A 25,510-nucleotide genomic window follows, 5' to 3' on the forward strand; every position below is an offset into this window, starting at 1 on the left:
GTCGGGCCTGCCGGGGGGTGTCAACTCCGACGATCTTTCCATCTCCCGGACCCGGCCGCAACCGCCAGCCCCTCGAAATCCGGGCGGGCGCCGGCGACGATAACGGGCTCGCCCGCGACAACCGACCCAGGAGGCCCAGATCGATGCTCGACCCGAAACCTGCCGCGACGGCCCACACGCGCCGGGCCTTCCTGGGCGCGGCCGCCGCCGGCCTCGCCTTCCCCACGATCATCCCCGGCTCGGCCCTGGGCCTCGGCGGCAAGGTCGCGCCCAGCAACCGGATCACGCTGGCGGTCATCGGCACCGGCAACCAGGGGTTCAACGACATCCGGTCGTTCCTGAAGGACGAGCGGGTCCAGATCGTCGCCGTCTGCGACGTCAACCGCGAGAGCAAGGGCTACTGGGAAGACAAGCTCGGCGGCCGAGAGCCCGCCAGGCGGCTGGTGGACGACCACTACGGCAAGATCAAGGACAAGGGGCCGGGCACCTCGAAGGGCTGCGACGCCGTCGTCGACTTCCGCGAGATCCTCGGCCGCGCCGACATCGACGCCGTCGAGGTCGCCACCCCCGACCACTGGCACGCCATCCCCGTCATCGAGGCCTGCAAGGCCAAGAAGGACGTCTACTGCCAGAAGCCGCTGTCGCTGACCATCGCCGAGGGCCGCGCCATGGCCGACGCGGCGAAGAAGCACGGCGTCGTCTTCCAGACCGGCAGCCAGCAGCGGTCCGACCCCCATTTCCGCAAGGCCTGCGAGCTCGTCCGCAACGGCCGGATCGGCGCCTTAAAGGTCGTCAAGGTCGGCCTCCCGGGCGGCCGGCCCGACCTCGCCAGGAACGCCGACAAGAAGGCGGTCGCCCCCGTCCCCGAGGGGTTCGACTACGACCGTTGGCTCGGCCCGGCGCCCGACGCCCCCTATGCGCCCGCCCGCTGCCACGTCAATTTCCGCTGGATCTTCGATTACTCAGGCGGCAACGTCACCGACTGGGGAGGCCACCACCCCGACTGCGCCCAGTGGGGCATGGGGACCGAGTTGACTGGGCCCGTCGAGATCCGAAACGCCAAGGGGGTGTTCGCCCCCGACCCCCTCTGGAACACCGCGACCGAGTTCACCTTCGACGCCGTCTATGAGAACGGGGTCGTCATGCAGGTCGCCAACACCAACCCGATGGGCGTCACGTTCGTCGGCACCGAGGGGACCATCCACGCCGACCGGGGCAAGTTCACGACCGACCCCGCGTCCTTGCACGACTCGGAGATTAAACAGGGCGAGATCCACCTCTACGCCAGCGACGACCACTTCCGCAACTTCATCGACTGCGTCATCTCCCGGGGTCCCACCGCCGCGCCGGCCGAGATCGCGCACCGGTCGATCACCGTCTGCCACCTGGGCAACATTGCCATGCGCCTGGGCCGAGACCGCCTGCGTTGGGACCCCGTGGCCGAGAAGATCCTGGGTGATGACGAAGCCGCCGCGATGCTCAGCCGCCCCTACCGGTCCCCCTGGACCTTGCCCGTGGCCTGACCTGCGAATGGGTCGTGCGCCTGCGGACTGGCCTGGAACTCGGCGGCGAAATGTGGAAACTTGACGATTGGTCGCGGCAAATCGTCAAGTTTCCGCAAACATTGATTTGAAAAGGCCTGAGTCATGTTGACACGAAAGGACTTTTGATGGATTTCCTGACGAGGATTATTTTCGGTCTAATGGCTTTCGACGCGGTCATCGTCGCGGTTTTCTATCTGAAACTTCGGTCGACCTCGCCTATCGATGAGAAAACCCTCTCCGCCAGCGGATTAGGGCTGCTTATGTTCGTGGTGCACGCCTTGTTCTTCTTCAAGGGGGCACTCCTGATCATCCAACTCGTATCCATCGCGGCTCTCTTCGCCATTTGTCAGCTCCAGCACATGGGGAAAATCTCGAAGTCCTCGCTTGTTCCGTCGAAGAAGTGAAGGCCGGGATCTGTCGGATCTTTTCATGGTTTTACACAGAGATTTTCGAGAGTTGAACTCCGTTGAAACGGCGAGAATCGACCGCCTTCTCGCGGTCGATTTCCCCGGACGCGATGAACTCGCCATTCAAATCCAGGACTGCTGGGTCAAATCGCTCGACGAAAATGGCAGCCTCGAGATTCAGGTTCGGTCTCCAATCAAGGCAGCTTCCGTGAGTGGCCGCGTTCCCGCTGAGGGTGAATGCGCGGATTCCGATGGAATCGTCATTCATTATCTCCTGCATGTTCTTGACGGCAGAGTTTGCGAGCTGGAAGTGGACAAGGACGACCTTTCGGCCGTGGTGAACCATCCCCCAGCCCTATCCATCCAGGTTTTTTCTTATTAGGGTATGGCGATCAATTCGCCCGATCCCGCCCCCACGATCGACGACGCACGCAACGCCGGAGTTCCGCCGATGTCCGAGCCCGAGAGCAACCGCCCGACCCCCGTTTCCATGCGTACCCAGGCCGTCTGGGCCGGCGAAGGGGGGACGCACATGCAGGGGGCCACCCAGGTCCCGGTGGTGCACAGCGTCTCGTTCGGCTACGACGACCTCGACCACTGGCGGGCCGTCTCGCTGGGAGAGGCCGAGGGGCACATCTACGGCCGCAACACCAATCCCACGGTCGCCGTCTTCGAGGAGAAGCTGCGCGTCCTGGAAGGGGCCGAGGCCGCGACCAGCTTCTCCACCGGCATGGCCGCCATCAGCGACACCCTGTTCACCCTGCTGGAAACCGGCCAGCGGGTCGTCTCCGTCACCGACACCTACGGCGGCACCAACCGACTCTTCGACGAGTTCCTCCCCAGGATCGGTGTGAAGGTCACCCTCTGCCAGACCCACGACCAAGGCGAGATCGAGGCCGCCATCGACGCGGGCCTGCGCGTTCTCTACCTGGAAACGCCCACCAACCCCACCTGCAAGATCCTCGACATCGCCCGCCTCGCCGCCCGGGCCCGAGCCAAAGGGGCGATCGTCGTCGTCGACAACACCTTCGCCACGCCCATCAATCAGCACCCGCTTGAACTTGGCGCCCACCTCGTCGTCCACAGCGCCACCAAGTTCCTGGGCGGCCACGCCGACGCCCTCGGCGGCGTGCTGGCCGGCGACAAGCATCTCGTCGAGGCCGTCTTCCGTCGCCGCGAGATCACCGGCGCCACCCTCCACCCCGAGGCCGCCTACCTGATCCTGCGCGGGATGAAGACCCTGGCCCTGCGCGTCGAACGCCAGAACAGCAACGCCCTGACGATCGCGCGCCACCTGAAGGCCCACGACCGCGTCGCCAGCGTCTTCTACCCCGGCCTGGAAGACCACCCCAACCACGACGTGGCCAAGCGGCAAATGCCCGGCGGTTACGGCGGCGTGCTCAGCTTCCAGCTCCACGGCGAGTTCGACGCCGTGAAGCGGTTCCTCCCCCGCCTGCGCTGGGCCCACCGAGCCGCCAATCTCGGGGCCGTCGAGACCGTCGTCGCCCCGCCGGCCACCGGCTCCCACGTCGAGCTGACCGCCGACCAGCGGGCCGCCCTCGGCATCCCCGAGACCCTCGTCCGCTACTCCTGCGGCATCGAGGACGTGAACGACCTCATCGCCGACCTCGACCAGGCCCTCGAATCCAGCCGCCTGGCCTGACCTTCTCACTGGCCCTCGGCCACCGACCGATCATCTCAAACCGAGGGTTCGGTTCTCAGCGGGTTCGCGCCTCTCCCTGCCATTCAATGCTCGCTGAATGCGCCGAGATGTAGATGCATGAATTCCAGCTGCTGACGTAAATATAGTGGGCAAAGGCCCCCTGGGGGACCGGGCCGGGCAACTTCATCTCCGGCGGCCATTTCATCGACTCGACCGAGCCCGAGTCCACCCAGAGCGGGCCCGCCACCTGGTAGGGATAGTCGGGGAACGGGGGCTCGATGCAGCAGTACAGCAGCCCCGAGATTGTCACGGTCGCCAGGCGATAAGCATCGCGCTCGTCCGGTCCATCGTCAGGAAGACCGACGCTGATGTCCATCTCGATCACGACTTCCCGGCGGACGTAATCGATCCGGAGACTGGCAACATCGGCGTCGTGGAATCCACTCGGCAACGATTTTTCAAGTTCATCGAGCGTCATGCGGCCGTCCGATCGATGCGGGTTCGCGATTGTAAAAAGGCCCGGGAGCCAGGCGTATCACATGGCTTGTCGCCTCATGATACCCAGGTCGCCGGGCCCGCGATTGTCCGCGTGCATTGAGCTGGCCGCCGATCAGGTGACGGGACGCTTGCGTCGGGCCAGGGTGACGATCCCGATCATGCCGCCGATGCCGCAGAGGGCCAGGGACGTGGGCTCGGGCACCGAGGTGAGCGTCAGGGAGATCACGCCGTTCGACGTGAACCGGAGGCCGGCGAGGTTGACCAGCAACCGACCTTGAGTGAGCGTGATCCTCGAGCTCGAGAATCCCACGATGTTCGAGGAGGGGTCGATCGCGAATGTGTTGACGCCAAGATTGCCGGCGATGTCGGTGAAGCTGAAGCCGTTGAAGCTCGAGTTGGCGAAGGTCTGGTTCCCGGTGATCAGGCTCGTGATCGTCAGGTTCGTGTCGCTGAGCACGGCCTGGAGGAATGGCGAACCGAACTGCTTCGCCTGGAACGTCGCCGTGGGGGCGACGACCTGCGTCCCTTGGTCGTGGTACAGCGAATTGATGTTGGGGCTGAAGTACTGCGAGTGAATCGAATGGTTGATCATCCCCGCATCGACCCGTGTCAACATCCCCGACATCAGGGCCAGCGCTGCGAAGCCGAACGCGATCCTGCGCATGTTGCTCACCATCGATCGAACCTCCTCAGATCGTCCCGCAACCCGGCTCGTCCACCCTGGATACCGGCTAACAAAGGCTAGAACACCCTCTGACGCTCGCATCCAGAATTCGTTGAACGTGCCGAAATCGCACTCGCAAACCATCAACACACGACTGGTCGTCGGGGATGAAGAGCCTTGAGGATCGGATGCCTCGGTCGACGGACCGACCCGGGCTCAATGAGAAACGCCCGCGTCCCGACCTGATGGCCGGAACGCGGGCGATGTCGGTTCGATCGGGAGGCGTCCGATCAGGCGAAGATGTCGCGCACCACGTTGCCGTTGTTCACCCGCAGGGGCCTGCCCAGGGGGTCGAACAGCTCCAGCGCGGGGTCGATCCCCAGGGCGTGCAGGATGGTCGCGCCCACGTCGTCGGGGCTCACCGGGTTCTGGATGGGGCTCGCGGCCCAACGGTCGGAGGCCCCGTAGATTGACCCTCGCTTCACCCCGCCGCCGGCCATCGCCGCGGTGTAGCAGCGCGGCCAGTGCTCGCGGCCCCCGCGCACGCCGGCCACCGGGTTGATCCGCGGGGTCCGGCCGAACTCGCCCGTCCAGACGACGAGCGTCTCGTCGAGCATCCCCCTGGCCTCCAGGTCGTCCAGCAGCGCCGAGAAGGCGCGGTCGGCCGGCGGCATCAGGCGATTCTGGAGGTGGTCGAAGTTGTCACCGTGGGTGTCCCAGAAATTCTGGCCGTCGTCGTGCCAGTTGACCGTCACAAGGTGCACGCCGGACTCGACCAGCCGCCGGGCCATCATCAGGCACTGGCCGTGGATGTGCCGGCCATAGCGATCGCGGAGCCGGGGGTCCTCGCCGTCGAGCGTGAAGGCGCCCCGGGCCTCGGCCGAGGAAAGGGCATCGATCGCCTTCGACTGGAATCCGCCCCAGGCGCCCGAGCTCTCGACCGGAGACAGGCCCCCCAGCAGCGAGCGTCGGCCGACCATCCGCTCCGGGCTTACGCCGTCGGGCAGGTCGAGGCCGGCGACCTTGAAGGCGGGATTGTTGGGGTCGCCCTCGACGGCGAACGGGTCATACGCCTTGCCCAGCCACCCCGCGTGCTGCCCAGGGGCCCTGCCGCCGGGTGCCGCCGGATGGGCCACCGTCCAGGGCATCGTCACGCTGGCGGGCATCGCGCCACGCGCCGGCATCATCCGGGCGACCAGCGAGCCCAGGTGGGGCGAATCGTTCGGCGTCGGGCCGGCCGCGTCGGAGATGGGCGTCGGGGCCAGGTGGCCGGTCAGCACCCGGTGGGCGCTGGAGAGATGCGCCGGGTCGTTGTGCGACATCGACCGGATGAGGGTCAGCTTGTCCATCCGCTGCGCCAGCATCGGGAAGTGCTCGGAGATCTGCACCCCCGGCACGCTCGTCGAGATCGCCTTGAACGGCCCTCGAATCGCCTCGGGCGCCTCGGGCTTGGGATCCCATGTGTCGAGCTGGCTAGGCCCGCCCCACATGAAGACCAGGATGCACGCCTTGGCCTGGCCGAACCCGTCGGCGCCCCCCGCCTTCAGCTTCCCCGCCTTGCGAGTGGCCGCTGCAAGCGCACGCCCGCCCATCAATTCGGGGAGCCCCAGGCCGGTCAGCCCCAGAGTCCCCGCCTTGAGCATCGACCGCCGGGTCACGCCAAGGTCCTGGAACCCCGAGCACCCCGAATGTCCACCGTCGGCCTTGCGTGCCATCTGCGGGCTCCGATCGCCCAGGACCGCGTCCCACGGGCGACACCGTCGCCGCCCATGTTCAACCTTCGCTCAACACGGTCTACAACCCGAACTGTATCCCACCGGCCCCCCGTTGTCCACCCTCCGACCACATCAGCAACACATCACGCACACAAGCATCCATCGCGAATCCGAAGCAGTTCGGTACGCACATCGAACGTTCGACGCTAGGACCTCTCCGGGCAATCCGGGATATTCAACAATTTTTCCCGCCGGTTTTCTCGGGCGATTACAACTCTAAGGTTGTGCTGCGGGCCGGGCGATTTCTCATCGGCACCTCGAACGACCTTTCCCAATCCGGTGCATCCCAGACTTGCCGCCGCCGGCAAATCGAACCCACCTTTGGCGCAAAACGAACCCACTTTTCGACCTGAATGCCCACTTAGGCGCAAAACGAACCCACTTTTCGGCCTTAAACATCACCGTGGTGCAAAACGAACCCACTTTTCGACCTGAATGCCCACCTCGGCGCAAAACGAACCCACTTTCGTGGGCTCGAACCGCGCGATTGATTCAACAAACCACCGGGCCTAGGGCGTCGCCTCATCGCGTCTTCAGGAAGTCGGCAAGCCTCTTGCTCTCCGATTCGATCAGACCGGTCACGATCTCGTAGAGGGCATCGGCCGCGAATCGGTCGACGGGCACCGACTTGCGCCACTTGACGGTCCTCCCGTCCAGACGAAGCGTGACCACGAACGCGTCGGGCATCGGCCTCACCCGGATGGTGTAGTAGGGGGCCCCGCCGCTGCCGGTCGTCTTCACGCGAAGCAGGTCGACAAATCCCTCGGTCACCAGTTGAAGGCGCCTGTTCGCCGCCCCGGCGTCCCCCTCCTTGTCCCTGGCCAACCGATCATGAAGGGCTTGCAGGACGGTTGCCGGATCGAACGTCTCTGAATCCATGGTTCCCATCGATCGTTGTTGGTCTCGAAATTGGGTCGCCGGCCATCCGAGGAGTCTAGCCCTTGATGACCCCGACTGGCCTGAGGCGGGCGACCTTGCGGGAGATCCCGGCGCGGTCGACGACCTCGACCACCTGGTCGACGTCCTTGTAAGCAGCCGGCTGTTCCTCGGCCAATCCCTTGACTCCTCGGGCCCGGGCGATGATCCCGAGGGCGTCGAGTTCCTGGTCGATTCGACGGCCGGCGGCGAGCTTCACCGCGGCGGTCCGGCTCATCATCCGCCCTGCCCCGTGGCAGGTGGTGCCAAACGAATGCTCCATGCTCCCGGGCAGGCCCGCGAGCACCCAGCTCGCCGTCCCCATGCTACCCGGAATGATCACGGGCTGCCCGATCGCCTGGTAAGCGTCGGGGATCTCCGGGTGGCCGGGCGGGAACGCCCGGGTCGCCCCCTTGCGGTGGACGCAGACCCGCTTGCGGAGGCCCCCGCCGACGTCGTGATCCTCGAACTTGGCGATATTGTGGGCCACGTCGTAGACCTGGGTCATCCCCAGCGATTCCCAGGGCTTGCCGAAGACGCGGGCGAAGACCTCGCGGGCCTGGTGCGCCAGCAGTTGCCGGTTGCACCAGGCGTAGTTCGCCGCGGCGCGCATCGCCCCCAGGTAGGCTCTGCCCTCGGGGCTATTCACCGGGGCGCAGGCGAGCTGAGGGTCGGGCAGCTCGAAGCCGTACTTGCGCGGGGCTCCCCTGAACAGGGCGAGGTTGTCGTCGCAGACCTGGTAGCCGAGCCCGCGCGAGCCCGAGTGGATCAGGACCGTGACCTGCCCCTCTTGCAAGCCCATCACGCCGGCCGCGAGCGGGTCGATGACGCGGTCGACCACCTGGACTTCGAGGAAGTGGTTGCCCGAGCCCAGGGTGCCGCACTGGTCATATCCGCGGGTGTAAGCCCGGTCGCTCACGAGGTCGGGGTCGGCCCCTTCGAGGCGGCCGTGGGCCTCGGTGAACTTCAGGTCGTGCTCGGTCCCCCACCCCTGCTCGACCACGTAGGCCGAGCCCATCTCCATCAGGCGCCTGAGCTTCGGCCTGTCGAACTTGTAGTTGCCGCTCTGGCCGACGCCGGTGGGAATGTCGCGAAAGAGCTGGTCGACCAGGTCGCGGATCCGTGGCCTGGCTTCGGCCCAGGAGAGGTCGGTACGCAGCAGGCGGACGCCGCAATTGATGTCGTAGCCAACCCCGCCGGGCGAGATGACGCCCCCCTGTTCGGGGTCGGTCGCGGCCACCCCGCCGATGGCGAATCCGTACCCCCAGTGGATGTCCGGCATAGCCAGGCTGGCCTTCTGGATCCCGGGCAGGGTCGCCACGTTAACGACCTGCTCGGGCCCCTGATCCTTGCGGATCTGCTCGATCAGGACCTCATCGGCGAAGATCAGGCCATCCACTCGCATGTCGGCCCGGTAGCTTTTGGGAATCCGCCACTGGCAAGGGCCCGCCTGCTCCAATGGCCCCGTGTATCCGGCGTTCGCCATGATCTCGCCCCCGTCCCGAACCGCCTGCGTCCCGCCCCGTCACCGAGCGAAGCCCGTGCCGCGCCCCGTCCGGACACGAGCGAAGTGGGCGGGTTCGCCCCATCTCAACGGCTGGCCGTCTCGGTTGCCGCCGCGCAGCACGAGCACGCCTCCTCGGGGAAGACGGCGCGAGCTCGCTCGCGGAGGGCGGGGTCCCGATGCTCGACCAGCCTGCGGCGGTACGCGGCATCGACCTCTTCGGGGGGCGTGCAGGTGTCCTCAAGCGACGAGATGAGGTCCCCGGTCCAGTCGGCCCGCGCGAGCAGCGCGTCCAGCACGGCCAGCCTCTCGACCGGCCCGTGGTTCGACCAGCCGGCCAGCAGCACCTCGGGCACGCGGGCATCGGCCGATCGAGCCAACGCCGAGATCGCGGCCAGCCTGACAGGCCCGGGGGCCTGCGGCCCGACCAGACCGGCCAGCATCTCACGATCGCCGGGGCCCAGAATTCCCAGCGCGACGACCCTGGCCGATTCGGGCAAGGCCGCCGAACCGGCCACCAGCCGGGCGACGGGCGCGAGCTTCTCACGGGTCTCGGGCCGGAGCCAGGCTGCGGCCTTCTTCGGAGTCAATCCGGCCTTCTCCAGCAGGGTCTTGAACGATCGGCGGTCCACCAGGTCCATCTTCCCCGCGGTGTCCTCGTTCTGCACCCAGAGGTGCCCGCCGGAGAACCAGGCGCCGTTGTCCGTGCCGCCGCGGACGATCCTGGGCAAGGCGTTGTCCTCGCCGGCTTTCCCCGCCGTCACCTTCCTCGGCCAGCCCGCCGCCATCGACTCGAACAGGAACAGGCCATACGCATCATCATTCGAGAACGCGACATCGTCGCGGCCGTTACCGTCCACGTCCACCAGCCGCAGGCCGGCGTCGGTCCCCGAGCGATCCACGAATCGGGCCCCGTCCGGCAGGCGGATCGGCAGGAGTGTCCAGCGGTCGCCCGACCGGCCGAAGACGGCATTCTGACGCGCATTGGCCACGATCAGCTCGCAGACGCCGTCGCCGTCCAGGTCCCGCAGCCTGGCCCCGAGGTCGTGGCCCCCGGCGTCCAGCTCCAGCGGCTTGCCGTCGATTTCGAGGCCGGCCGACAGCGACGCGTCCGGGAGCCAGGCGGAACCATCGAACCGCCAGCCGACCGGGCCGCGTTCGCCGTCGGCCAGGACGATCACCGAGCCCCCCGCGCCAATCCCGAAGCGGGCTCCCGGATTGCCGGCCAGGAGGACGGGGAACGGCCCGACCTTCCAGCGACCTGCGGCGGGATCCCAGATGCGGGTCTCTCGGCGTGACGCGTTGCCGACCACGAAATCCATGAAGCCATCGTCATTCAGGTCGAGCATCCGCACGCCGTTGTCGCCGCCGTCCTTGGCCCTCAGAGGCTGGCCGGCCAGCATGTGGGCGTCGATGCGGGCCTGGGCCTCGCGGAAGTTGAGGAACTTCACCTTGCGGCCGTATTTGGCCTTCGCCTGGTCGATCAGGGCCACGACCTGCTCTGTGCTCATCCATCCGTGCGGGTGGAAGACGAGGCAGAAGACCCCCTGCTTCAAGACGGTGGCATCGACGGCCGCCTTCATGTCGGCCAGTGTCTTCGGGCTGTTCTTGCCGTTGAGGTTCTGCCCCTCCCAGTCCGAAGGGACCATGCAGGGGAACTCCCAGGCCAGCTTGTTGATCACAAACGGATAAGGATAATTCTCCACGACATTGACGAACGAGCGGAACGGCAGGAACTTGCGGAATCGGTCGCGGCCGTCGGGGTCCACCGTCAGCTCTCGGGGCAGCGCCTTGTCGGCCGAGGTCGTCAGGTTGAAGACCGAGGTGTCGATGGTCAGGAACCGCCCGCCGGGGCTCGTCTTGTTGAACATCTCGGAGAAGAACCGCGGGCTGACGGTGTTCTGCGAGTCGCAGCAGGGCATCCGGAAGGCGGCCGGCCGGTTCCCCTCGATCGCGCCGACCTGGTCGACGCAGTCGTGATAGGCACGGGCCGCCGCGGCGAAGTCCCCCTTCTGGAGCAACGGGCAGGGATGAGTCACCGAGTGGATGTCGAGCGACACCCCCTCGCCCAGCCAGCGCTTGACCTCGGGGGAATTGGCCGCGACCGAGTTGGTCATGATGCTCAGCGCACCGCGCCCCTCGACCTCCTTGAGCCGGTCGATGATCGGCCGGAGGAAGGTCTCGTACTTCGCCGGATTCCCCTTCAGGTCATCCACGGCCAGCACCACGACCGCCTCGACCCCCGCCTCTCCGACCCATTGCGGCGTGGTCAGCCTGGGCGACTTGAGGCCCACGTGATAGGGGCTCGTCTCGTCAAGCGAAACGAGCCTGTTACCGTCGCCGCCTCGGGCCTGCGCCGCCAGCATCAAGACGGTCAAGCATGCGAACGGGATGCGGGCGAGCATGGGATGGAGGCTCCGGAAGGTCCGAGATCAAGGGGAAGGCGTCGGCGCGGCCACGCTCGCCCCGGTCGTCGGATCGAACCAGACCCCCCGCGCCAGGTCAAGCCCCAGGTCGAGCACCGAGCCCACGGCCAGGTCGGCTGCGGCCGGCAATCGGGCGATCAGAGCCTGACCGCCCGCGTCGAACGAGGCCAGCCGTTCGTGGCCCGTCGTCTCGATGCGTACCACCCGCCCCGGGGCCGCCAGGTCGCCGGGCCGAGGCGGAATGTGGACGTGCTCGGCCCGCAGGCCCAGCATGACTGACCCCGCCGCGTCGAGCCGGAATCGCCCGCCATCCCCGATGCGACCCATCAGCAAATTCATCGGCGGCGAGCCGACGAACGCCGCGGCGGTCGCCGAGGCGGGACGGTCATAGACCTCGGCCGGGGTCCCCACCTGGAGCAATTGTCCGCGATCCAGGACCGCCATGCGGTCGCCCACGGCCATCGCCTCGCCCTGATCGTGGGTGACGAACAAGGTGGTCGTCCCGCTCGCCCGCTGAAGGGCCGCCAGTTCGCCACGGAGGGCGACACGCAGCGGGGCGTCGAGCGCCGAGAAGGGCTCATCCAGCAGCAAGACCAGCGGCCGACGGACCAGCGCCCGCCCCAGCGCGGCCCGCTGCCTCTGCCCTCCAGAGAGCGTCGCCGGCATCCGAGCCAGCACCGAGCTCAGGCCCAGAAGCTCGGCCATCTCGGCCACCCGTCGGCGTGTCTCATCGCGGGCCACGCCCCTGGCTCGCAGGCCGAAGGCCAGGTTGTCGCCGACGCTGAGGTGCGGGTAGAGCGCCGGGTCCTGGAAGACCATCGCCACGTCGCGGTCGCGCGGGGGCAGTCCGTCGATCCGGCGGCCACCGGCCCAGACCTCGCCGGCGGTCGCCGTCTCCAGGCCGGCAACCAGCCGCAGGAGCGTGCTCTTGCCCGATCCCGACGGGCCGAGCACCGCCAGGAACTCTCCCGAGTTGACGGCCAGGTCCAGCGGCCCAAGGCCGACGACGCCTCCGGGGAACCGTTTCGACACCCCCCGCAACTCGATCCTGGCCATCGCGACCGCCTTCTCGAGGGGCAATGTCGGCGGGGCGAGCGAGGCTGCCCGGGCCGCAGATCCGCGGCCGTCGCCGTCTTACTCGGCCGGAATCATGACGTCCAGATAGCTCAATCCCCCGTGCTGCTTCACGGTGCAGGAGACCTTGTAGCGATGGGGCTCGGGCGTGAGGAACCCGTAGGTGACCTTGGCGGGGCCGAACCTCAGGGTCTCGACCGGCTCGCCGAGGGCCGCCCTCAGTTCCTCGAATTCCATCCCCGGGCGAACCGGAAGGCCGATGGCCTTCAGCACCCGGTCCGCGGCCTGCCTCGGAAACTCCCCGAAATCGAGTGAGAGCGAGCCAAGAACCTCCGGGGTGTCGGCCGGCCTCAACCATTCGGAGAACCCGACGGCCTCGCCGACCCACTCGCGATCCTCATACTCCCAGCCCTCAAGCTCGCTGATCTCCGCGTCCGGGCGGAACTGGCTCAAGCGAAGGGCGCCGAACTCGGGGTAGGAAATCATCGCGGCCTCCGGCGGTGCTCGATCGAGTTGCGAGGGCGGGCCGAGGGGTTGCGGGACCACCATGTCAGTTCGTGGGCCGCCCCATGATACGCGTCCACGGGGCCGAGCTCCATGGAGCGACCGATCGCCCCCATGCCGACGAACTCCCTTGGCTTGCCGGCCGGTTCCTGACACAATGAAAGGCCGGGGATGGGTCCGTCGACCGCCCTCCGGCCAGGTCGCCCCGCCCCGCCCACCCGCCCGCGACCCACCTGCTCGGGAGACCCACGCATGAGCCGAGTCCCCCGGACCGCTCGCGTCCCTCTGGCGATGACGAGCCTGCTCGCCTTCGGAATCTTCGCCGCGCGCACGCCGGCCGACGAGCCGAAGCCCACGGCCGCCCCCGCCGAGGTCGCCCCGCCCGAGAAGTTCAACTCCGAGCAGAAGTCGCACTGGGCGTATCAGATCCCCAAGCGGCCCGAGTTGCCCGCGGTGAAGGAAGCCGGCTGGGTCCGCAACCCCGTCGACCGCTTCATCCTGGCCGAGCTCGAGGCAGTCGAGCTGGCCCACTCGGCCGAGGCCGACAAGATCGCCCTGATTCGCAGGGTCACGTTCGACCTCACCGGCCTCCCCCCGACGCCCGCCCAGGTCGACGCCTTCCTGGTCGATGCCAGGCCCGATGCGTACGACCGGCTGGTCGACCGATTGCTGGAGAGCCCGCAGCACGGCGAACGCTGGGCCCAGCACTGGCTCGACCTGGCCCATTATGCGGACACCAACGGCTTCGAGCTGGACGCCGAGCGGCCCGACGCGTGGCGATACCGCGACTGGGTGGTCAACGCCCTGAACGCCGACATGCCGTATGACAGGTTCTTGACCCTGCAACTGGCGGGCGACGAGGCGAGCCCCGGCGACCGCGACGCCCTGATTGCCACCGGATTCGGCCGCTGCGGCCCGCGCGAGGTGGTCGGCGGCAACGTCGACCCCGAGGTCCGCCGCCAGTCGGAGATGACCGAGGTGACCGGCACCGTCGGCTCGGTCTTCCTGGGCCTGACCTTGGGCTGTGCCCGCTGCCACGACCACAAGTTCGACGCCCTGCCCACGACCGACTACTACCGCCTCCAGTCGTTCTTCGCCGCGTCCACGATGGACGACCGCTCGATCGCCGACGCCGCCGAGACCGACGCGTTCGCCGCCGCCACCAAGGACGTCGCGGCGAAGGTCGCCCCTCTGAGGAAGGCGATGGCCGATCTGGAAGCCCCCTACCGCAAGGTGCTCAAGGCCCAGAAGGACGCGACCCTCACCGCCGACGAGCGCAAGGCGCTGGACACCGCCGAGAAGGACCGGACGCCCGAGCAGAAGAAGACCGTCGCCGGCTTGGCCTCCAGCCTCGCCATCCAATGGCCCGAGGTCGCCGAGGCCGTCTCCAAGGTGCCCGCCGACCATGCCGAGCGCGAGCGCCTGAAGCGGGAGATCGACGCCATCGAGCGGACCTTGCCCAGGCCGCCCGCGGGTGCCATGGCGCTCGCCGACTCCGGCAAGGACGCCCCCGACACGTTCGTCTACCGCCGCGGCGAGGTGAAGTCGAAGGGTCCCAAGGTCGCCCCCAGGCCCCCCGGAATCGTGCTCACCTCGCTGCCCGCCGGCTCGTTCCCCGACGAGATCAAGCCGGGCGAGAAGACGACCGGACGCCGCAAGGCCCTGGCCGCCTGGCTGAGCCGGCCCGACAACCCGCTGACCGCCCGCGTGATCGTCAACCGGCTCTGGGCGCACCACTTCGGCCGCGGGATCGTGGCCACACCCAGCGACTTCGGCGTCAGGGGCGAGGCCCCCACCCATCCCGAGCTGCTCGACTGGCTGGCCACCGAGCTGGCCTCCAACGGCTGGCACCTGAAGCCCCTGCATAAGCTGATGGTCACCTCGGCCACCTACCGCCAGACGAGCGCAGGCGACCCCAATCGCGCCACCCTGGACCCCGAGAACACGACCCTCTGGCGCATGAACCGCCGGCGCCTGGAGGCCGAGAGCCTGCGAGACGCCATGCTGGCCGTCAGCGGCGAGCTGAACCCCAAGCTCGGCGGCCCCGGCGTGCTCGTCCCCATCGAGCGCGAGGTCGAGGACCTCATCTTCACCGAGGCCGAGGTCGTCGACCTCTGGCCCGAGACCCCGGACACCTCCGAACACGCCAGGCGTTCGCTCTACCTCTACCGCAAGCGCAACGTCCGCTACCCGATGTTCGACGCCTTCGACGCCCCCGACACCCAGACCGCATGCCCTCAGCGGGCCGTTAGCACCCACGCACTCCAGTCGCTCGTCATGCTCAACAGCGACTTCGCCCTCTCTCGGGCCGCGGCGCTCGCCGGCCGTCTCTACCGCGAAGGGCAAGGGGCCGACGACCGGATTAGGCTCGCTTATCGCCTCGTCCTGGCCCGCGAGCCCCGTCCCGCCGAGGTCGACCAGGCTCGCGCCTTCCTCGCCTCGCAGGCCGGGCGCCTCTATGGCCGCGAACCCGAGAAGCTCGCCCGGCCCGCCTTCGTCCCGGCCGAGACCCCCGCCGTGGCCGCCGCCGCCTGGGTCGACTTCGCCCTGGCCATGCTCAACCGCAACGAGTTCGTCTACATCCCCTGAAGTCGACCGACGAACCCAGGCCAACAACAGCCCGCCCCGAATTCACGCCGCCCGCGGAGACCCGACGCCATGAGCCAGCCGAGCAACCCCCGCCGCTGCCCTGGCCCGCAGCCGTTCAGCCCCCCCAGCCGACGAGACTTCCTCAAGACCGCCGGCAACGGGTTCGGCATGCTCGGGTTGTCTTACCTGATGCAGCAGCAGGCGATTGCCGACTCCTCCAGGGCTGCGGTCAACCCGCTGGCGCCCAGGCCCGGACACTTCCCCGCCAAGGCCAAGCGCTGCATCTTCCTGTTCATGACCGGCGGCCCCAGCCAGATGGACCTGTTCGACCCCAAGCCGGCGCTGAACAAGCTGGAAGGGAAGCCGCTTCCGAAGAGTTTCGGCAAGATCAGCAGCCAGTTCCTGGAGGCCGACCCCGTCTGCATGGGCAGCCGCCGGAAGTGGGGCAAGTACGGCCAGTCGGGCATGGATCTGTCCGACCTGATCCCCAACATGCACCCGCTCGCCGACGACATCGCCCAGATTCGCTCATGCGTGGCCGATAACGTGATCCACGCGCCGGCCATGTATCAGATGAACACGGGCCGGACCTTCATGGGCTACCCTAGCCTTGGCAGCTGGGTCACCTACGGCCTCGGCTCCGTCAGCGAGAACCTCCCCGCCTACGTCGTGATGCCCCAGCCCGAGGGGACCCCCGAGGGGGGCGCGCCCTGCTGGGGGGCCGGCTTCCTGCCCGCTCAGCACCAGGGGACCCTCTTCCGCGGCGGGCCCAACCCCATCGTCAACCTCAAGCCCGCCTCGGCCGCCTTCACCCGAGACCAGCAGCGCGGGACGCTCGACCTGCTCCGGTCGATGAACGAGCAGGACCTGGAGCCCGACGACTCGGAACTCTCCGCCCGGATCGCCAGCTATGAGCTGGCCTTCCGCATGCAGAGCGAGGCCCCCGAGGCCGTCGACCTGTCGCGCGAGACCGAGCAGACCCGCGAGATGTACGGCCTGAACGACGCGCGCACAGCCGAGTTTGGCACCCGCTGCCTGCTGGCCCGCAGACTGGTGGAGCGCGGGGTCCGGTTCGTCCAGCTCTACTCCGGCGGCGGGCCGATCACGGTCCAGTGGGACGCCCACGACGACGTCGACGCCAATCATGAGAAGATGTGCGGGATGACCGACAAGCCGGTCGCCGCCCTGCTGGCCGACCTGAAGCGCACCGGCCTGCTGGAAGACACGCTCGTCATCTGGGGCGCCGAGTTCGGCAGGACGCCGGTCTGCCAGGCGGGCGGGCGCGGGCGAGACCACAACGCGGACGGCTTCACCATGTGGATGGCCGGCGGCGGGATCCAGGGCGGTCGCGTCGTGGGGGCCACCGACGAGATCGGCTACAAGGCCGTCGAGGACCGGGCCCACGTCAACGACATCCACGCCACGATCCTGCACCTGATGGGCCTCGACCACAAGCAGCTGACCCACCTGCACAACGGCCGCGACGAGCGGCTGACCGACGTCGCCGGCAAGGTCGTCACCAAGCTCTTCGCCTGACCGACCCGTCGACTCCTGCCCGCTCCCCACGCCCGGGCCCCGCCGGGGGGAGCCCACGCCCCCGGACCCGGCTTGACCGGGGCGGGTGCGTCCCTAGACTGGAAGCCGTCTCGCGCGATCCGCCGCCTGTGGCTCGTCCGACCGATCTCCCGACCGAACCGGCACCTTTTTCCGGCCGGGCGCCCGAACTCTCCGCCGCCGCGGGACGTACCCAATGACGAAGGCTCTGGAATCGGACGCGACCCTCGACCTCGCCTCCACAACGGACGAGGCCCTGATCGGCCGCTACCGCGACGAGGGCCGGACGCAGGACTTCAACGAGCTCGTCCGACGCTACGAGCGCGAGCTGTACCGCTACCTGGCCCGTTACCTCGGCGACCCCGCGCTCGCGGAGGACGTGTTCCAGAACACGTTCCTCCAGATCCACCTCAAGCGGGCGCTCTACGAGGACGGCCGACCATTCCGACCCTGGCTCTACTCGATCGCCACCCACCAGGCCGTTGACACGCTGAGAAAAGTCGGGCGGCACCCCACCGTCAGCCTCGATCAGCGCACCAGCGGCGGCGACGACTCGAACTCGGGGACCTTGGTCGACCTGCTCGTGAAAGACGAGCCCGGCCCCCTGGCCGCGCTCCAGGGCCAGGAACGCGAACAGTGGGTTCGAGACGCCGTCGCCAAGCTCCCCGAAGTCCTCCGCCAGACGCTCACCCTCGCCTATCACCAAGATCTCAAGTACCGCGAGATCGCCGAAATTCTCAAAGTCCCGGTCGGCACAGTCAAGTCTAGGTTGCACGCCGCGATGGCCAAGTTGCAGGACATGGCCCGCGCCGCCGACCGTGACGCAGACGGATCGATGCCATGAACTCATCTCACAAGCTCGACTATGCTCTCGGCCAGCTCGAAGGCCCCGAGCTGGCCGCCGCCGAAGCCGCCAGGGAGGCCGACCCCACCCTGGCCGCCGAGCTCGCTCGCCTCGGGCTAGCCCTGAGCCGGCTGGCCGACGACGGCCAGGACGACATGCTACCCCCGGAAGGCCTCCGCTTCCGGACCGTCGCCTTCGTCGCCGAGGCCGAGCTGGCCCGGCCCAAACGCCGCCGGTTTCACGATCTGGCCCCCTCCACCGTCCCCTTCAAGTGGTCCGACGTCGCCGTCGCCGCCGGCATCTTCATCGCCGGCCTGCTGACCCTCATCCCTGCCGTCCAGCAAACTCGCACGCGGTCGATGCTCGCCGGATGTGCCTTCAACCTCCATCAGATCGGCACGGCGCTCTCCCAGTACAGTGGCCAGCATCACGCTTTCCCGTTCGTCTCGCCCGAGAACCCCACCGCGCAAACCGGCACCTTCGCCGTGATCCTGCACGATGCCAAGCTCCTGAACAATCTGGACGCCCTCCACTGCCCCAGCAACAGCTCCGCCCGCCGCACTCCCCTGCCCGACTACAAAACCCTCTGCTCCTGGCGGCACACCGACCCCGAGGGGTTCAGGCAGGCCCTCAGCCTCGACTTCGCTTACCATGTGGGCAATCGTCAGCCATCGGGTCGACCTTGCGCCGTCAAAGGGCAGCTCATCTCGAGCATCCCCATCCTGGCCGATCAGCCCCCCAATGACGGCGTCGCCAGAGTCATGGATGGGAACAGCCCCAACCACAATGGCCGGGGGCAGAACATCCTCTTCAGCGACGGCCACGTCCGCTATCGCCGGACCCGCTGGATCAGCGGTCACGACACCGACGTCTACCTGAACTCCGACGGGAAGGTTGCTCCCGGCACTGATCTGGATGACTCGGTGCTCGCCCCCAGCATCTTCCCCTTCGGCGGCCGTTGAGCCCCATCAGGCGACATCCAACACAGACGGCCAGATCCGGGGCAGACTCCCCGGATCTGGCCGTCTTGAGTCACGGCTCCGGCTTCAAGCCCGGGCGGCCTTCCGCCTGGCGTCGCAAATCAGCAATGCCAGCATCGTCTTGGCGTCATCGATCCGACCGTCGGCGACCATGGCCATTGCCTCGTCCCAGGTGACCACGATCGGCTCGATCCGCTCGTCGGGCTGATGCTCGGTCGGCCCGGGGCTCAGCTCGGTGCAGAGGAAGATGTGCATCCGCTCGGTCATCAGGGCCGGGGAGACCCACCAGGTCGACACCGGCTCGATCCGGCCCGCGCGATAGCCCGTTTCCTCGATCAGCTCACGCGCCGCGGTCGACTCGGGCGTCTCGCCGGGGTCGAGCGTCCCGGCGGGAATCTCCAGGATCGACCGCGCCGGGGGATAGCGGAAGTTGCGCACCAGGCAGACGCGGTCGGCGTCGACCATGGCCACCAGCCCCACCGCCCCTGGGTGGATGATCACCTCGCGATCGGCGGTTTTGCCGTCGCTCAGGCGGATCGACTGCAAGGCCAGGTCGACCTTGCGCCCCTTGTAGATCACCCGCCGACCTTCCGGCCCGTCCGTCGTCGCTTCGTCCACGAGATCCCACTCCCCGCCCTAGCCCCACTCATGCCATTCGGCCTGAGCACATCCCGCCCTAGCGGCTCACGACCAGCGTCAGGGACAGCCCGCCCACCACCATGCGAATCGGGGCGCCAGGGCCGACGGCGGGGTCGACCACGGGCACATAAGTGATGAACTGTCCGTCGGACGAAAACGCGGCTGGTGTCGGGTGGACACGTCGGGCGATGATCCGCTCAGACCCCTCGACCAGGCTCAGCGCCCCATCCACGCCGCTCGCGGCAAGCTCGGCCAGTTCCAGGTGCCAGTGGGTCTCCCCATCTCGCCTCGCCAGGAATGCAACCTGGATGCCGCCGCCGAGCGAGCGCCCGATGGTGGGGAACCGCCGCTCGCAGCCGGCCCCCTGAATTGAACGATCCAGGGGCTCGCATTCTAGGATTGATCCGTCCTCGGGATCGAGCCGCAGCCAGGCCATTTGATAGGGCGGAGTCCCCATCCCCCCGTCTGCCTTGCCCGGCAGCCGGGTGGTCACCAGCAGGCGGCCGCCCAGACGGGGGTCGGTCGGCCAGCAGACGTCGCGGATCTGGCCGATGGATCTCGGGGTCAGTCCCCCCCGCATTTCCAGCCGGCGGACGGCCATCCCCGACCGGGTCCCCCTGCGATACTCATAGAGCCGGCCGTCGAAGGCCGAGAAGACGATCCGCTCGGAGCCGTCCGGCGACCAGCACGGGTCGCTCGTCGGGATCACATCGAGCGAGACCCGGTCGATCTCCCGACCATCGGGCACCCCGAAGACCACAAGCCGATGCGTGCTCGATTCCCCCTCGCCGCGGCCCACCGCGGAGAATCCGGCGGCCCGGCGGGAACCCGTCCCGTCCGACGGCGGGGCCAGGCCGATCGGTCCGAAGCCCCCCTGCATCGGCAAGGCGAGACGCACCGACTCGCCGGTCTCCGGGTCGAAGAAGTTGTTCGCCTGATCCCGGCAGAACGCCGCGGCGTCCTGAATATGAACCGCGCGGACCACACCGTGAGGCTCACGCGCCCGGCCGACCAGCGGATCGACATAGCGGCCCAGAAGGATCGCCGCCACGGTGATCGCCAGGGCAAGGCCGATGACAACCCGCCCTACCATCCTGATCACGGCACCGACCCCCTTCATGGACCCGGCTGAAATCCTCATCGATCGATCCCTCGTACATTCGGGGCCCCCCCGCGCCGTTGCAGGACGGTGCCGACGGCCCGACGGGGTATTCCGGCGACGGGCCCCGATATTGAGTCGAGACTCAGACAAAATGTCGCCAGGCTTAGGGACAATTTCGCCACAATCAAGGGCTGATGGACGGATTTAATCGGGAATCCTCGCATTCACGCCTGCTTAGGCAGAAGACTTCAGCGAATCCTGGGCAGCACGTCCGCCTCGATCGCGGTCGAGTCGGCCGTTGCCGGCAAGCCCCCGATCAGCTCCCAACGCTCGACGTGCTCGACGAAGTGACCTGGGGCCAGGGTCACCACGGGACCCAGGCTCTCGAGTTCCGCCATATCGGCGTTGCTGAACGTTTCATAGTTCACCCCGCCATCGGGGTAGCGTGCGTTTGCGTCGTAAGGGAACCGCTTGATGAAAAGGGTCCCCTTGTTGAGGTAGGCGACGGCGCCGGCCGTGTTGGCCAGCCCCAGCTTGGTCGGGCCCGCGGCGGCGGGGTCCTGCCTCAGCAGGATCGCGTCCGAGCCGAACGTCCAGCGAGGGTCCTTGAAGTCGAAGAAGGGCCAGACCGCGAGGACCTGGCTGGGTGCGAAATCGGCCGCCGACCTGGCGTTCTCGGGGCCTCCGGGATGAGGCCGCTTGGGAGGCAGAGGAATGACCTCCACGCCGCCGGGGGCCATCACCGTCAGGGCCCAGGGGGCCAGTTCGGTCGGGGTGTCGCCCAGATTGTGGATCCGGTGGGTGATGGTCACCTTCGAGCCCGACGGGGCCAGCGCCACGTCGAATTCACGCCTGAGCCCGAACGGGCCGTCGGGCGCGGGCGTGAAGCGGATGACGCCAGGGGAAACTTCCCGATGGGCCACCGGGCCGTTGTCGGGATAATAGGTCCGCTTGGGATCCTCGGGCCAAGACCAGAGGCGGTGGCCGCCGCGTGCCAGCCAGCCGGCCTCGCCCGACTTGCCCAGGTGCCCTTCAAATTCCTTGAACACGTTGACCCCGTCGGCCAGGCGGTAGCTCAGGATCCGCGGGCCCACCTCCAGGGTCACGATCAGCTCGGCATCACCGTTGGCGATCCGGAGGTTGTCCTTCCAGCCGCGATAGGCAATCGTCTCGGCCACGGCTCGTCCTTTCTGGGGCCGACCTTGCGCCCATACGGGCGCGGGCCATGCCGCCAAGGTCGCCACCACGGTGACGGCCCACCAGCGGAACCTCGTTACACGCACCGTCATTCGCCTCGCGCACCGGGAAAAGGGGCTCGGCCGCATCACTCGTCTCGGAGCACTGATCGGCCGCCCGTATTAGGAGGCCCACTCTCACATCAGTCAATGGATTTTCACAAAAATTCTGTTCAAACGAACAGTTCATCGCAGGGGCTTCAGCCCGATCGACCGGCGATGCTCGTTGACCAGGCCCAACGCCCTCGGCTCGACCTGGAGGAACCGGGTCAGTTGCGTTGACGAGCACCCCAGCGCCGATGCCGCCGCCGGAACGTCCATCCCGCACACCGCCAGGGCATCGAGTGCCTCGGCAAGCAAGGCCGGGACATCGTCATGCTCGGGATTGACCGAGATCCGCCCCCCCTTGCACCGAGAGGTCCAGAGTAGGCTCGGCAGGATCTCCCCATCCTTCTGGGGTGAACGGAGTTCTAGCGCCAGGAGCATGCGCAATCGGAAGAGCGCCGCACGCCTGTTCTCCCCCTGGGTCCGGCATTCGGCCGCCTCGGCCCGCAGCCCCGTGGGGAGGTGCTCCAGCACCGCGGCCGTCTCCACCTTGTTGCGGTTCTGCCCGCCGGGTCCCGAACGCCTGGTGAAGGTCACCCGGCACTGCTCGAGCAGCTTCTTGGGGTCGATCCGGCTGGGATGAATCTCGGCTGAGTCGCTCACGGGGCCTCCTCGGCGATCGGCCATTCCAGGCCGAGGACCCTTGCCCAGAGCCGCTCATAGGCGGGTGCAACTCGCTCAATTCCGAACTCGGCCTCGACCCGCGCCCTGCCCGCAAGTCCATACTGCGCCAGCCGATCGAGGTCGGACGCCGCGTCGCCCAGGGCAGCCGCGAGTGAACCGGCGGCTGCTGGAGGCACGAGCCATCCGGTTTCTCCGGGTCGAACCAGGTCTTCGGTCCCCTCGACCGACGTGGCGACCACCGCCCGACGCGCGGCCATGGCCTCGAGAACGACGTTGGGCATCCCTTCCCAGAGAGAAGGGAGCACCAGCAAGTTCGCCGCTTTCATCAATCCAGGGACGTCCTCGCGGCGCCCGAGTAACCCGACTCGCCCCCTGAGGCTCGACAAGCGGGCCTCGATCGCGGGCCGCTCGGGCCCCTCGCCGACCAGCAGCAACCACCAATTGGGATCGCTCTTCACCATGACCTCGGCCGCATCGAGCAGCGTCATCAGCCCCTTCTGGGTGTCAAGCCGGCCCACATAAAGCGCCAGAACGGCGGACTCGGGCACGCCCAAACTGACCCGTTCGACAGGACTTGCGACATCGATCGGGCCGACTTCGATGCCGTTGGGGATCACGACCAGGCGTTCCGGGTCCAATCGCCCCTGCCGCACGCTGAAGGCCCTGACCCCCTCCGAGACGCAGACCGAGCCCAGGGCGAGGGGCATCGTCAGGCGGTCGATCTTCAGGTGACTGTTGGCCCGCCGCTCAGCCACCCGCAGGCCGCCAATCACCCAGGGTCGGCCCGCCAGCGGCGCCGCCAGGCGGGCCGCCACGTTCGCGTGGAACAGGAAGCTTTGCACCACTTTCGGCCGGATCCGTCGCAACGCACGCGTTAGGGTCAGGACAGCAGCCGGCGGATTCCCGGCGGAAATGCCCAGGCAGACGGTGGGGATGCCCGCCCGACGCAAGGGCTCGGCCAGCGCGGCTTCCGGGCCCAGGCAGACGACGCTCGGCTCCCAGCGCCTGCGGTCGAGCCGCGTCGCCAGGGCGACCAGGGCTCGCTCGGCGCCGCCGACATCCAGGTCGGTGATCACCAGAGCGAGGCGCACAGGACCGGCCGACCAGGGGCGGCTCGGGGCGGTCGCGAGGCGGCGGGAGAGCGAGATCACGGGGCTTTCGGCTACAATCCGAGGGAGAATCATCGTTGGCGGTCGACGCGACGCCACCATCCTGACAGGCCCCGCGCCGCGGAGTAAGACGTTGCTGACGGCCGACTTCGATTTCGACCTCCCGGGCGATCTCATCGCCCAGCAGCCGGCCGAGCCACGCGACCAGTCCAGGCTCATGGTCCTGCGCCGCGGCAATCGGTCAATCGAGCACCGGATCTTCGCCGACCTGCCCGACCTGCTCAATCCCGGCGACGTCCTCGTCCGCAACGTCTCGAAGGTCGTGCCGGCCCGCCTCATCGGCCGCAGGGTCGCGACCGGCGGTGCCTGGGAAGGTCTCTTCCTCCGAGCCCTGGCCGACAACACCTGGGAAATTCTGGCCACGACCCGTGGAAGGCCCCAACCCGGCGAGATCGTCGAGGTCGGCCAGGGCCTGCAACTGACACTTGTCGAGCGCCACGAGGCCGGCCGCTGGATCGTCTGCCCACATGCGGAAGCCGGGTTGGATCTCGAAGGGCTGCTCGAACGGCACGGGCAAATCCCCCTGCCGCCCTATATTCGCAAAGGCCTCGAAGGCCCCGGCGATCGGGTGAACTACCAGACCGTCTACGCACGAGATCCGGGCTCGGTGGCCGCCCCCACGGCCGGCCTCCACTTCACCCCCCTCGTCTTCGACCGACTCGACGCCCGAGACATTGCCCGGGTCGATGCAACCTTGCACGTCGGGATCGGGACATTCCGACCCATCCAGACGGAGTCCATCGAAGACCACGCTTTACATGGCGAATGGGCCGAATTGACCGACTCGGCCGTGCAGACGCTCCTGGCCAGGCGCGAGGCGGGCGGGCGGATCGTGGCCGTTGGGACGACGTCGGCCCGGACCCTGGAGACGGCGGCAAAACCCACCGGCCGGCTTGCCCCGTTCCGAGGAGAGACGTCGACGTATCTGATGCCAGGTCACGACTTCCGCGGCCTCGACGCCTTGCTAACCAACTTCCACCTGCCCCGCAGCAGCCTGCTCGTCCTGGTTTCTGCACTGGCCGGGGTCGAATTCGCCCGCGAGGCCTACGCCGAGGCCGTCCGCCTGCGTTACCGATTCTACAGCTTCGGCGATGCAATGCTTATTTTGTAAGCCGAAAAACACCCCAGGAAGGCGACAAACTTCCCCCAGACCACCAAAGCCGCCTAGGATTCATGATTGCGGGGATGATTTCCGTCGATTCTCGGTATAGCATGGCGTATCTTCTGTTCGTCATGAAGATCGGATGTTGAAAATCCTGGTGAGGATGCCATGTCGGAATCCGACGCTTCAGTCAGCCAGCATGACCCCCTGAAGGCCGTGGCCGACGCGATGGAAGCCGCCGTTCAGGCGGCCCAGGACGGCGCGACGAGCGCCCGCGACACCGCGGCCCGATTCCTCCCCGAAGCAAGCAGCATGCTGGCCCGTGCCGCGTACTCCACCTGCTATGGAATCTCCTACGGGCTCGTCTTCCCGTCGGTGTTCATCGCCCGCTCGATCCCCCAGAACAACCCGCTCATCCATGGGCTGGTCGACGGTGCGCACGCCGCCCGTGATATGATCAGCGAGATGAAGGCGAGCAAGTCAGCCGTCGACATCTGACGTCCCTCGGGGGCTCCCCCCCCAATCGACAACCGACGACGAAGACGTCGCCACGATCACATCGCCCGCATTTCCGGATTCACTCGACGCCATCG

23 protein-coding genes are annotated in these 25,510 nt (G+C 67.8%); 10 read left to right on the forward strand and 13 right to left on the reverse strand.

From position 1 onward, the window contains the following. The first annotated feature begins 143 nt into the window (after window positions 1–143). The 4 genes from EP7_RS25575 (at window position 144) to EP7_RS25590 (ending at window position 3,614) form a co-directional block, all read left to right on the forward strand. Entirely contained in the window at window positions 144–1,523 is a 1,380-nt protein-coding gene (locus EP7_RS25575; protein WP_463525076.1) for a Gfo/Idh/MocA family protein, read from the forward strand. A 146-nt stretch (window positions 1,524–1,669) separates the two neighbouring features. Further along, a complete protein-coding gene (locus EP7_RS25580; RefSeq protein ID WP_463525077.1) occupies window positions 1,670–1,948 on the forward strand; it encodes a hypothetical protein in 279 nt (92 codons plus the stop codon). Next, on the forward strand, window positions 1,929–2,333 hold the full coding sequence (locus tag EP7_RS25585; RefSeq protein WP_463525078.1) for a DUF6984 family protein: 405 nt from the start codon (window positions 1,929–1,931) through the stop codon (window positions 2,331–2,333). Before EP7_RS25580 ends, EP7_RS25585 begins: the two co-directional genes overlap by 20 nt. Window positions 2,334–2,402: 69 nt before the next feature. Beyond that, on the forward strand, window positions 2,403–3,614 hold the full coding sequence (locus tag EP7_RS25590; RefSeq protein WP_463525079.1) for a cystathionine gamma-synthase family protein: 1,212 nt from the start codon (window positions 2,403–2,405) through the stop codon (window positions 3,612–3,614). A gap of 55 nt (window positions 3,615–3,669) precedes the next feature. On the opposite strand, the gene EP7_RS25595 is transcribed toward EP7_RS25590, so the two are convergent. The 8 genes from EP7_RS25595 to EP7_RS25630 form a co-directional block, all read right to left on the reverse strand. Then, the gene (locus EP7_RS25595; protein WP_463525080.1) at window positions 3,670–4,092 is read right to left on the reverse strand and encodes a hypothetical protein; all 423 of its coding nucleotides are present in this window, start codon (window positions 4,090–4,092) and stop codon (window positions 3,670–3,672) included. Between the two features lie 132 nt (window positions 4,093–4,224). After that, window positions 4,225–4,788, reverse strand: coding sequence for a PEP-CTERM sorting domain-containing protein (locus EP7_RS25600; RefSeq protein ID WP_463525081.1), 564 nt, complete (start codon window positions 4,786–4,788; stop codon window positions 4,225–4,227). A 278-nt stretch (window positions 4,789–5,066) separates the two neighbouring features. Beyond that, a complete protein-coding gene (locus EP7_RS25605) occupies window positions 5,067–6,491 on the reverse strand; it encodes a DUF1501 domain-containing protein (protein WP_463525082.1) in 1,425 nt (474 codons plus the stop codon). A gap of 582 nt (window positions 6,492–7,073) precedes the next feature. Continuing rightward, on the reverse strand, window positions 7,074–7,430 hold the full coding sequence (locus tag EP7_RS25610) for a hypothetical protein (RefSeq protein ID WP_463525083.1): 357 nt from the start codon (window positions 7,428–7,430) through the stop codon (window positions 7,074–7,076). A 55-nt stretch (window positions 7,431–7,485) separates the two neighbouring features. Continuing rightward, window positions 7,486–8,952 (reverse strand): RtcB family protein, encoded by a 1,467-nt coding sequence (locus EP7_RS25615; protein WP_463525084.1) that lies wholly within the window; start codon window positions 8,950–8,952, stop codon window positions 7,486–7,488. A gap of 104 nt (window positions 8,953–9,056) precedes the next feature. Beyond that, on the reverse strand, window positions 9,057–11,375 hold the full coding sequence (locus EP7_RS25620; RefSeq protein ID WP_463525085.1) for a hypothetical protein: 2,319 nt from the start codon (window positions 11,373–11,375) through the stop codon (window positions 9,057–9,059). A 27-nt stretch (window positions 11,376–11,402) separates the two neighbouring features. Next, window positions 11,403–12,452 carry an ABC transporter ATP-binding protein gene (locus EP7_RS25625; protein WP_463525086.1) on the reverse strand — a complete coding sequence of 350 codons (1,050 nt, stop codon included), beginning with the start codon at window positions 12,450–12,452 and terminating at the stop codon, window positions 11,403–11,405. 78 nt (window positions 12,453–12,530) lie between these two features. Further along, window positions 12,531–12,956: a hypothetical protein gene (locus EP7_RS25630; protein ID WP_463525087.1), complete on the reverse strand. Its 426-nt coding sequence runs from the start codon at window positions 12,954–12,956 to the stop codon at window positions 12,531–12,533. 270 nt (window positions 12,957–13,226) lie between these two features. Between EP7_RS25630 and EP7_RS25635 the strand changes: the two genes are divergently transcribed. From EP7_RS25635 to EP7_RS25650, 4 genes are all read left to right on the forward strand, one after another. Then, window positions 13,227–15,563 (forward strand): DUF1549 and DUF1553 domain-containing protein, encoded by a 2,337-nt coding sequence (locus tag EP7_RS25635; RefSeq protein WP_463525088.1) that lies wholly within the window; start codon window positions 13,227–13,229, stop codon window positions 15,561–15,563. 69 nt (window positions 15,564–15,632) lie between these two features. Next, a complete protein-coding gene (locus EP7_RS25640; RefSeq protein ID WP_463525089.1) occupies window positions 15,633–17,099 on the forward strand; it encodes a DUF1501 domain-containing protein in 1,467 nt (488 codons plus the stop codon). A 214-nt stretch (window positions 17,100–17,313) separates the two neighbouring features. Beyond that, window positions 17,314–17,961 carry an RNA polymerase sigma factor gene (locus tag EP7_RS25645; protein WP_463525090.1) on the forward strand — a complete coding sequence of 216 codons (648 nt, stop codon included), beginning with the start codon at window positions 17,314–17,316 and terminating at the stop codon, window positions 17,959–17,961. Further along, window positions 17,958–18,923 carry a hypothetical protein gene (locus EP7_RS25650; RefSeq protein WP_463525091.1) on the forward strand — a complete coding sequence of 322 codons (966 nt, stop codon included), beginning with the start codon at window positions 17,958–17,960 and terminating at the stop codon, window positions 18,921–18,923. The genes EP7_RS25645 and EP7_RS25650 overlap by 4 nt, the downstream gene beginning before the upstream one ends. Window positions 18,924–19,007: 84 nt before the next feature. On the opposite strand, the gene EP7_RS25655 is transcribed toward EP7_RS25650, so the two are convergent. The 5 genes from EP7_RS25655 to EP7_RS25675 form a co-directional block, all read right to left on the reverse strand. After that, window positions 19,008–19,559: an NUDIX hydrolase gene (locus EP7_RS25655; RefSeq protein WP_463525092.1), complete on the reverse strand. Its 552-nt coding sequence runs from the start codon at window positions 19,557–19,559 to the stop codon at window positions 19,008–19,010. 58 nt (window positions 19,560–19,617) lie between these two features. Beyond that, complete coding sequence (locus tag EP7_RS25660; RefSeq protein ID WP_463525093.1) at window positions 19,618–20,721, reverse strand: hypothetical protein; 1,104 nt, start codon at window positions 20,719–20,721, stop codon at window positions 19,618–19,620. A gap of 209 nt (window positions 20,722–20,930) precedes the next feature. After that, window positions 20,931–21,965: a hypothetical protein gene (locus tag EP7_RS25665; RefSeq protein WP_463525094.1), complete on the reverse strand. Its 1,035-nt coding sequence runs from the start codon at window positions 21,963–21,965 to the stop codon at window positions 20,931–20,933. A 138-nt stretch (window positions 21,966–22,103) separates the two neighbouring features. After that, window positions 22,104–22,625, reverse strand: coding sequence for a peptide chain release factor family protein (locus EP7_RS25670; RefSeq protein WP_463525095.1), 522 nt, complete (start codon window positions 22,623–22,625; stop codon window positions 22,104–22,106). Next, on the reverse strand, window positions 22,622–23,797 hold the full coding sequence (locus EP7_RS25675; RefSeq protein ID WP_463525096.1) for a glycosyltransferase: 1,176 nt from the start codon (window positions 23,795–23,797) through the stop codon (window positions 22,622–22,624). The genes EP7_RS25670 and EP7_RS25675 overlap by 4 nt, the downstream gene beginning before the upstream one ends. A gap of 91 nt (window positions 23,798–23,888) precedes the next feature. Between EP7_RS25675 and queA the strand changes: the two genes are divergently transcribed. Both queA and EP7_RS25685 read left to right on the forward strand, forming a co-directional pair. After that, window positions 23,889–24,926 (forward strand): tRNA preQ1(34) S-adenosylmethionine ribosyltransferase-isomerase QueA, encoded by a 1,038-nt coding sequence (gene queA, locus EP7_RS25680; RefSeq protein WP_463525097.1) that lies wholly within the window; start codon window positions 23,889–23,891, stop codon window positions 24,924–24,926. Between the two features lie 159 nt (window positions 24,927–25,085). Next, window positions 25,086–25,415, forward strand: coding sequence for a hypothetical protein (locus EP7_RS25685; protein ID WP_463525098.1), 330 nt, complete (start codon window positions 25,086–25,088; stop codon window positions 25,413–25,415). Window positions 25,416–25,510: the final 95 nt, after the last annotated feature.

The sequence above is a fragment of the Isosphaeraceae bacterium EP7 genome, assembly GCA_038400315.1.
GTDB lineage: Bacteria > Planctomycetota > Planctomycetia > Isosphaerales > Isosphaeraceae > EP7.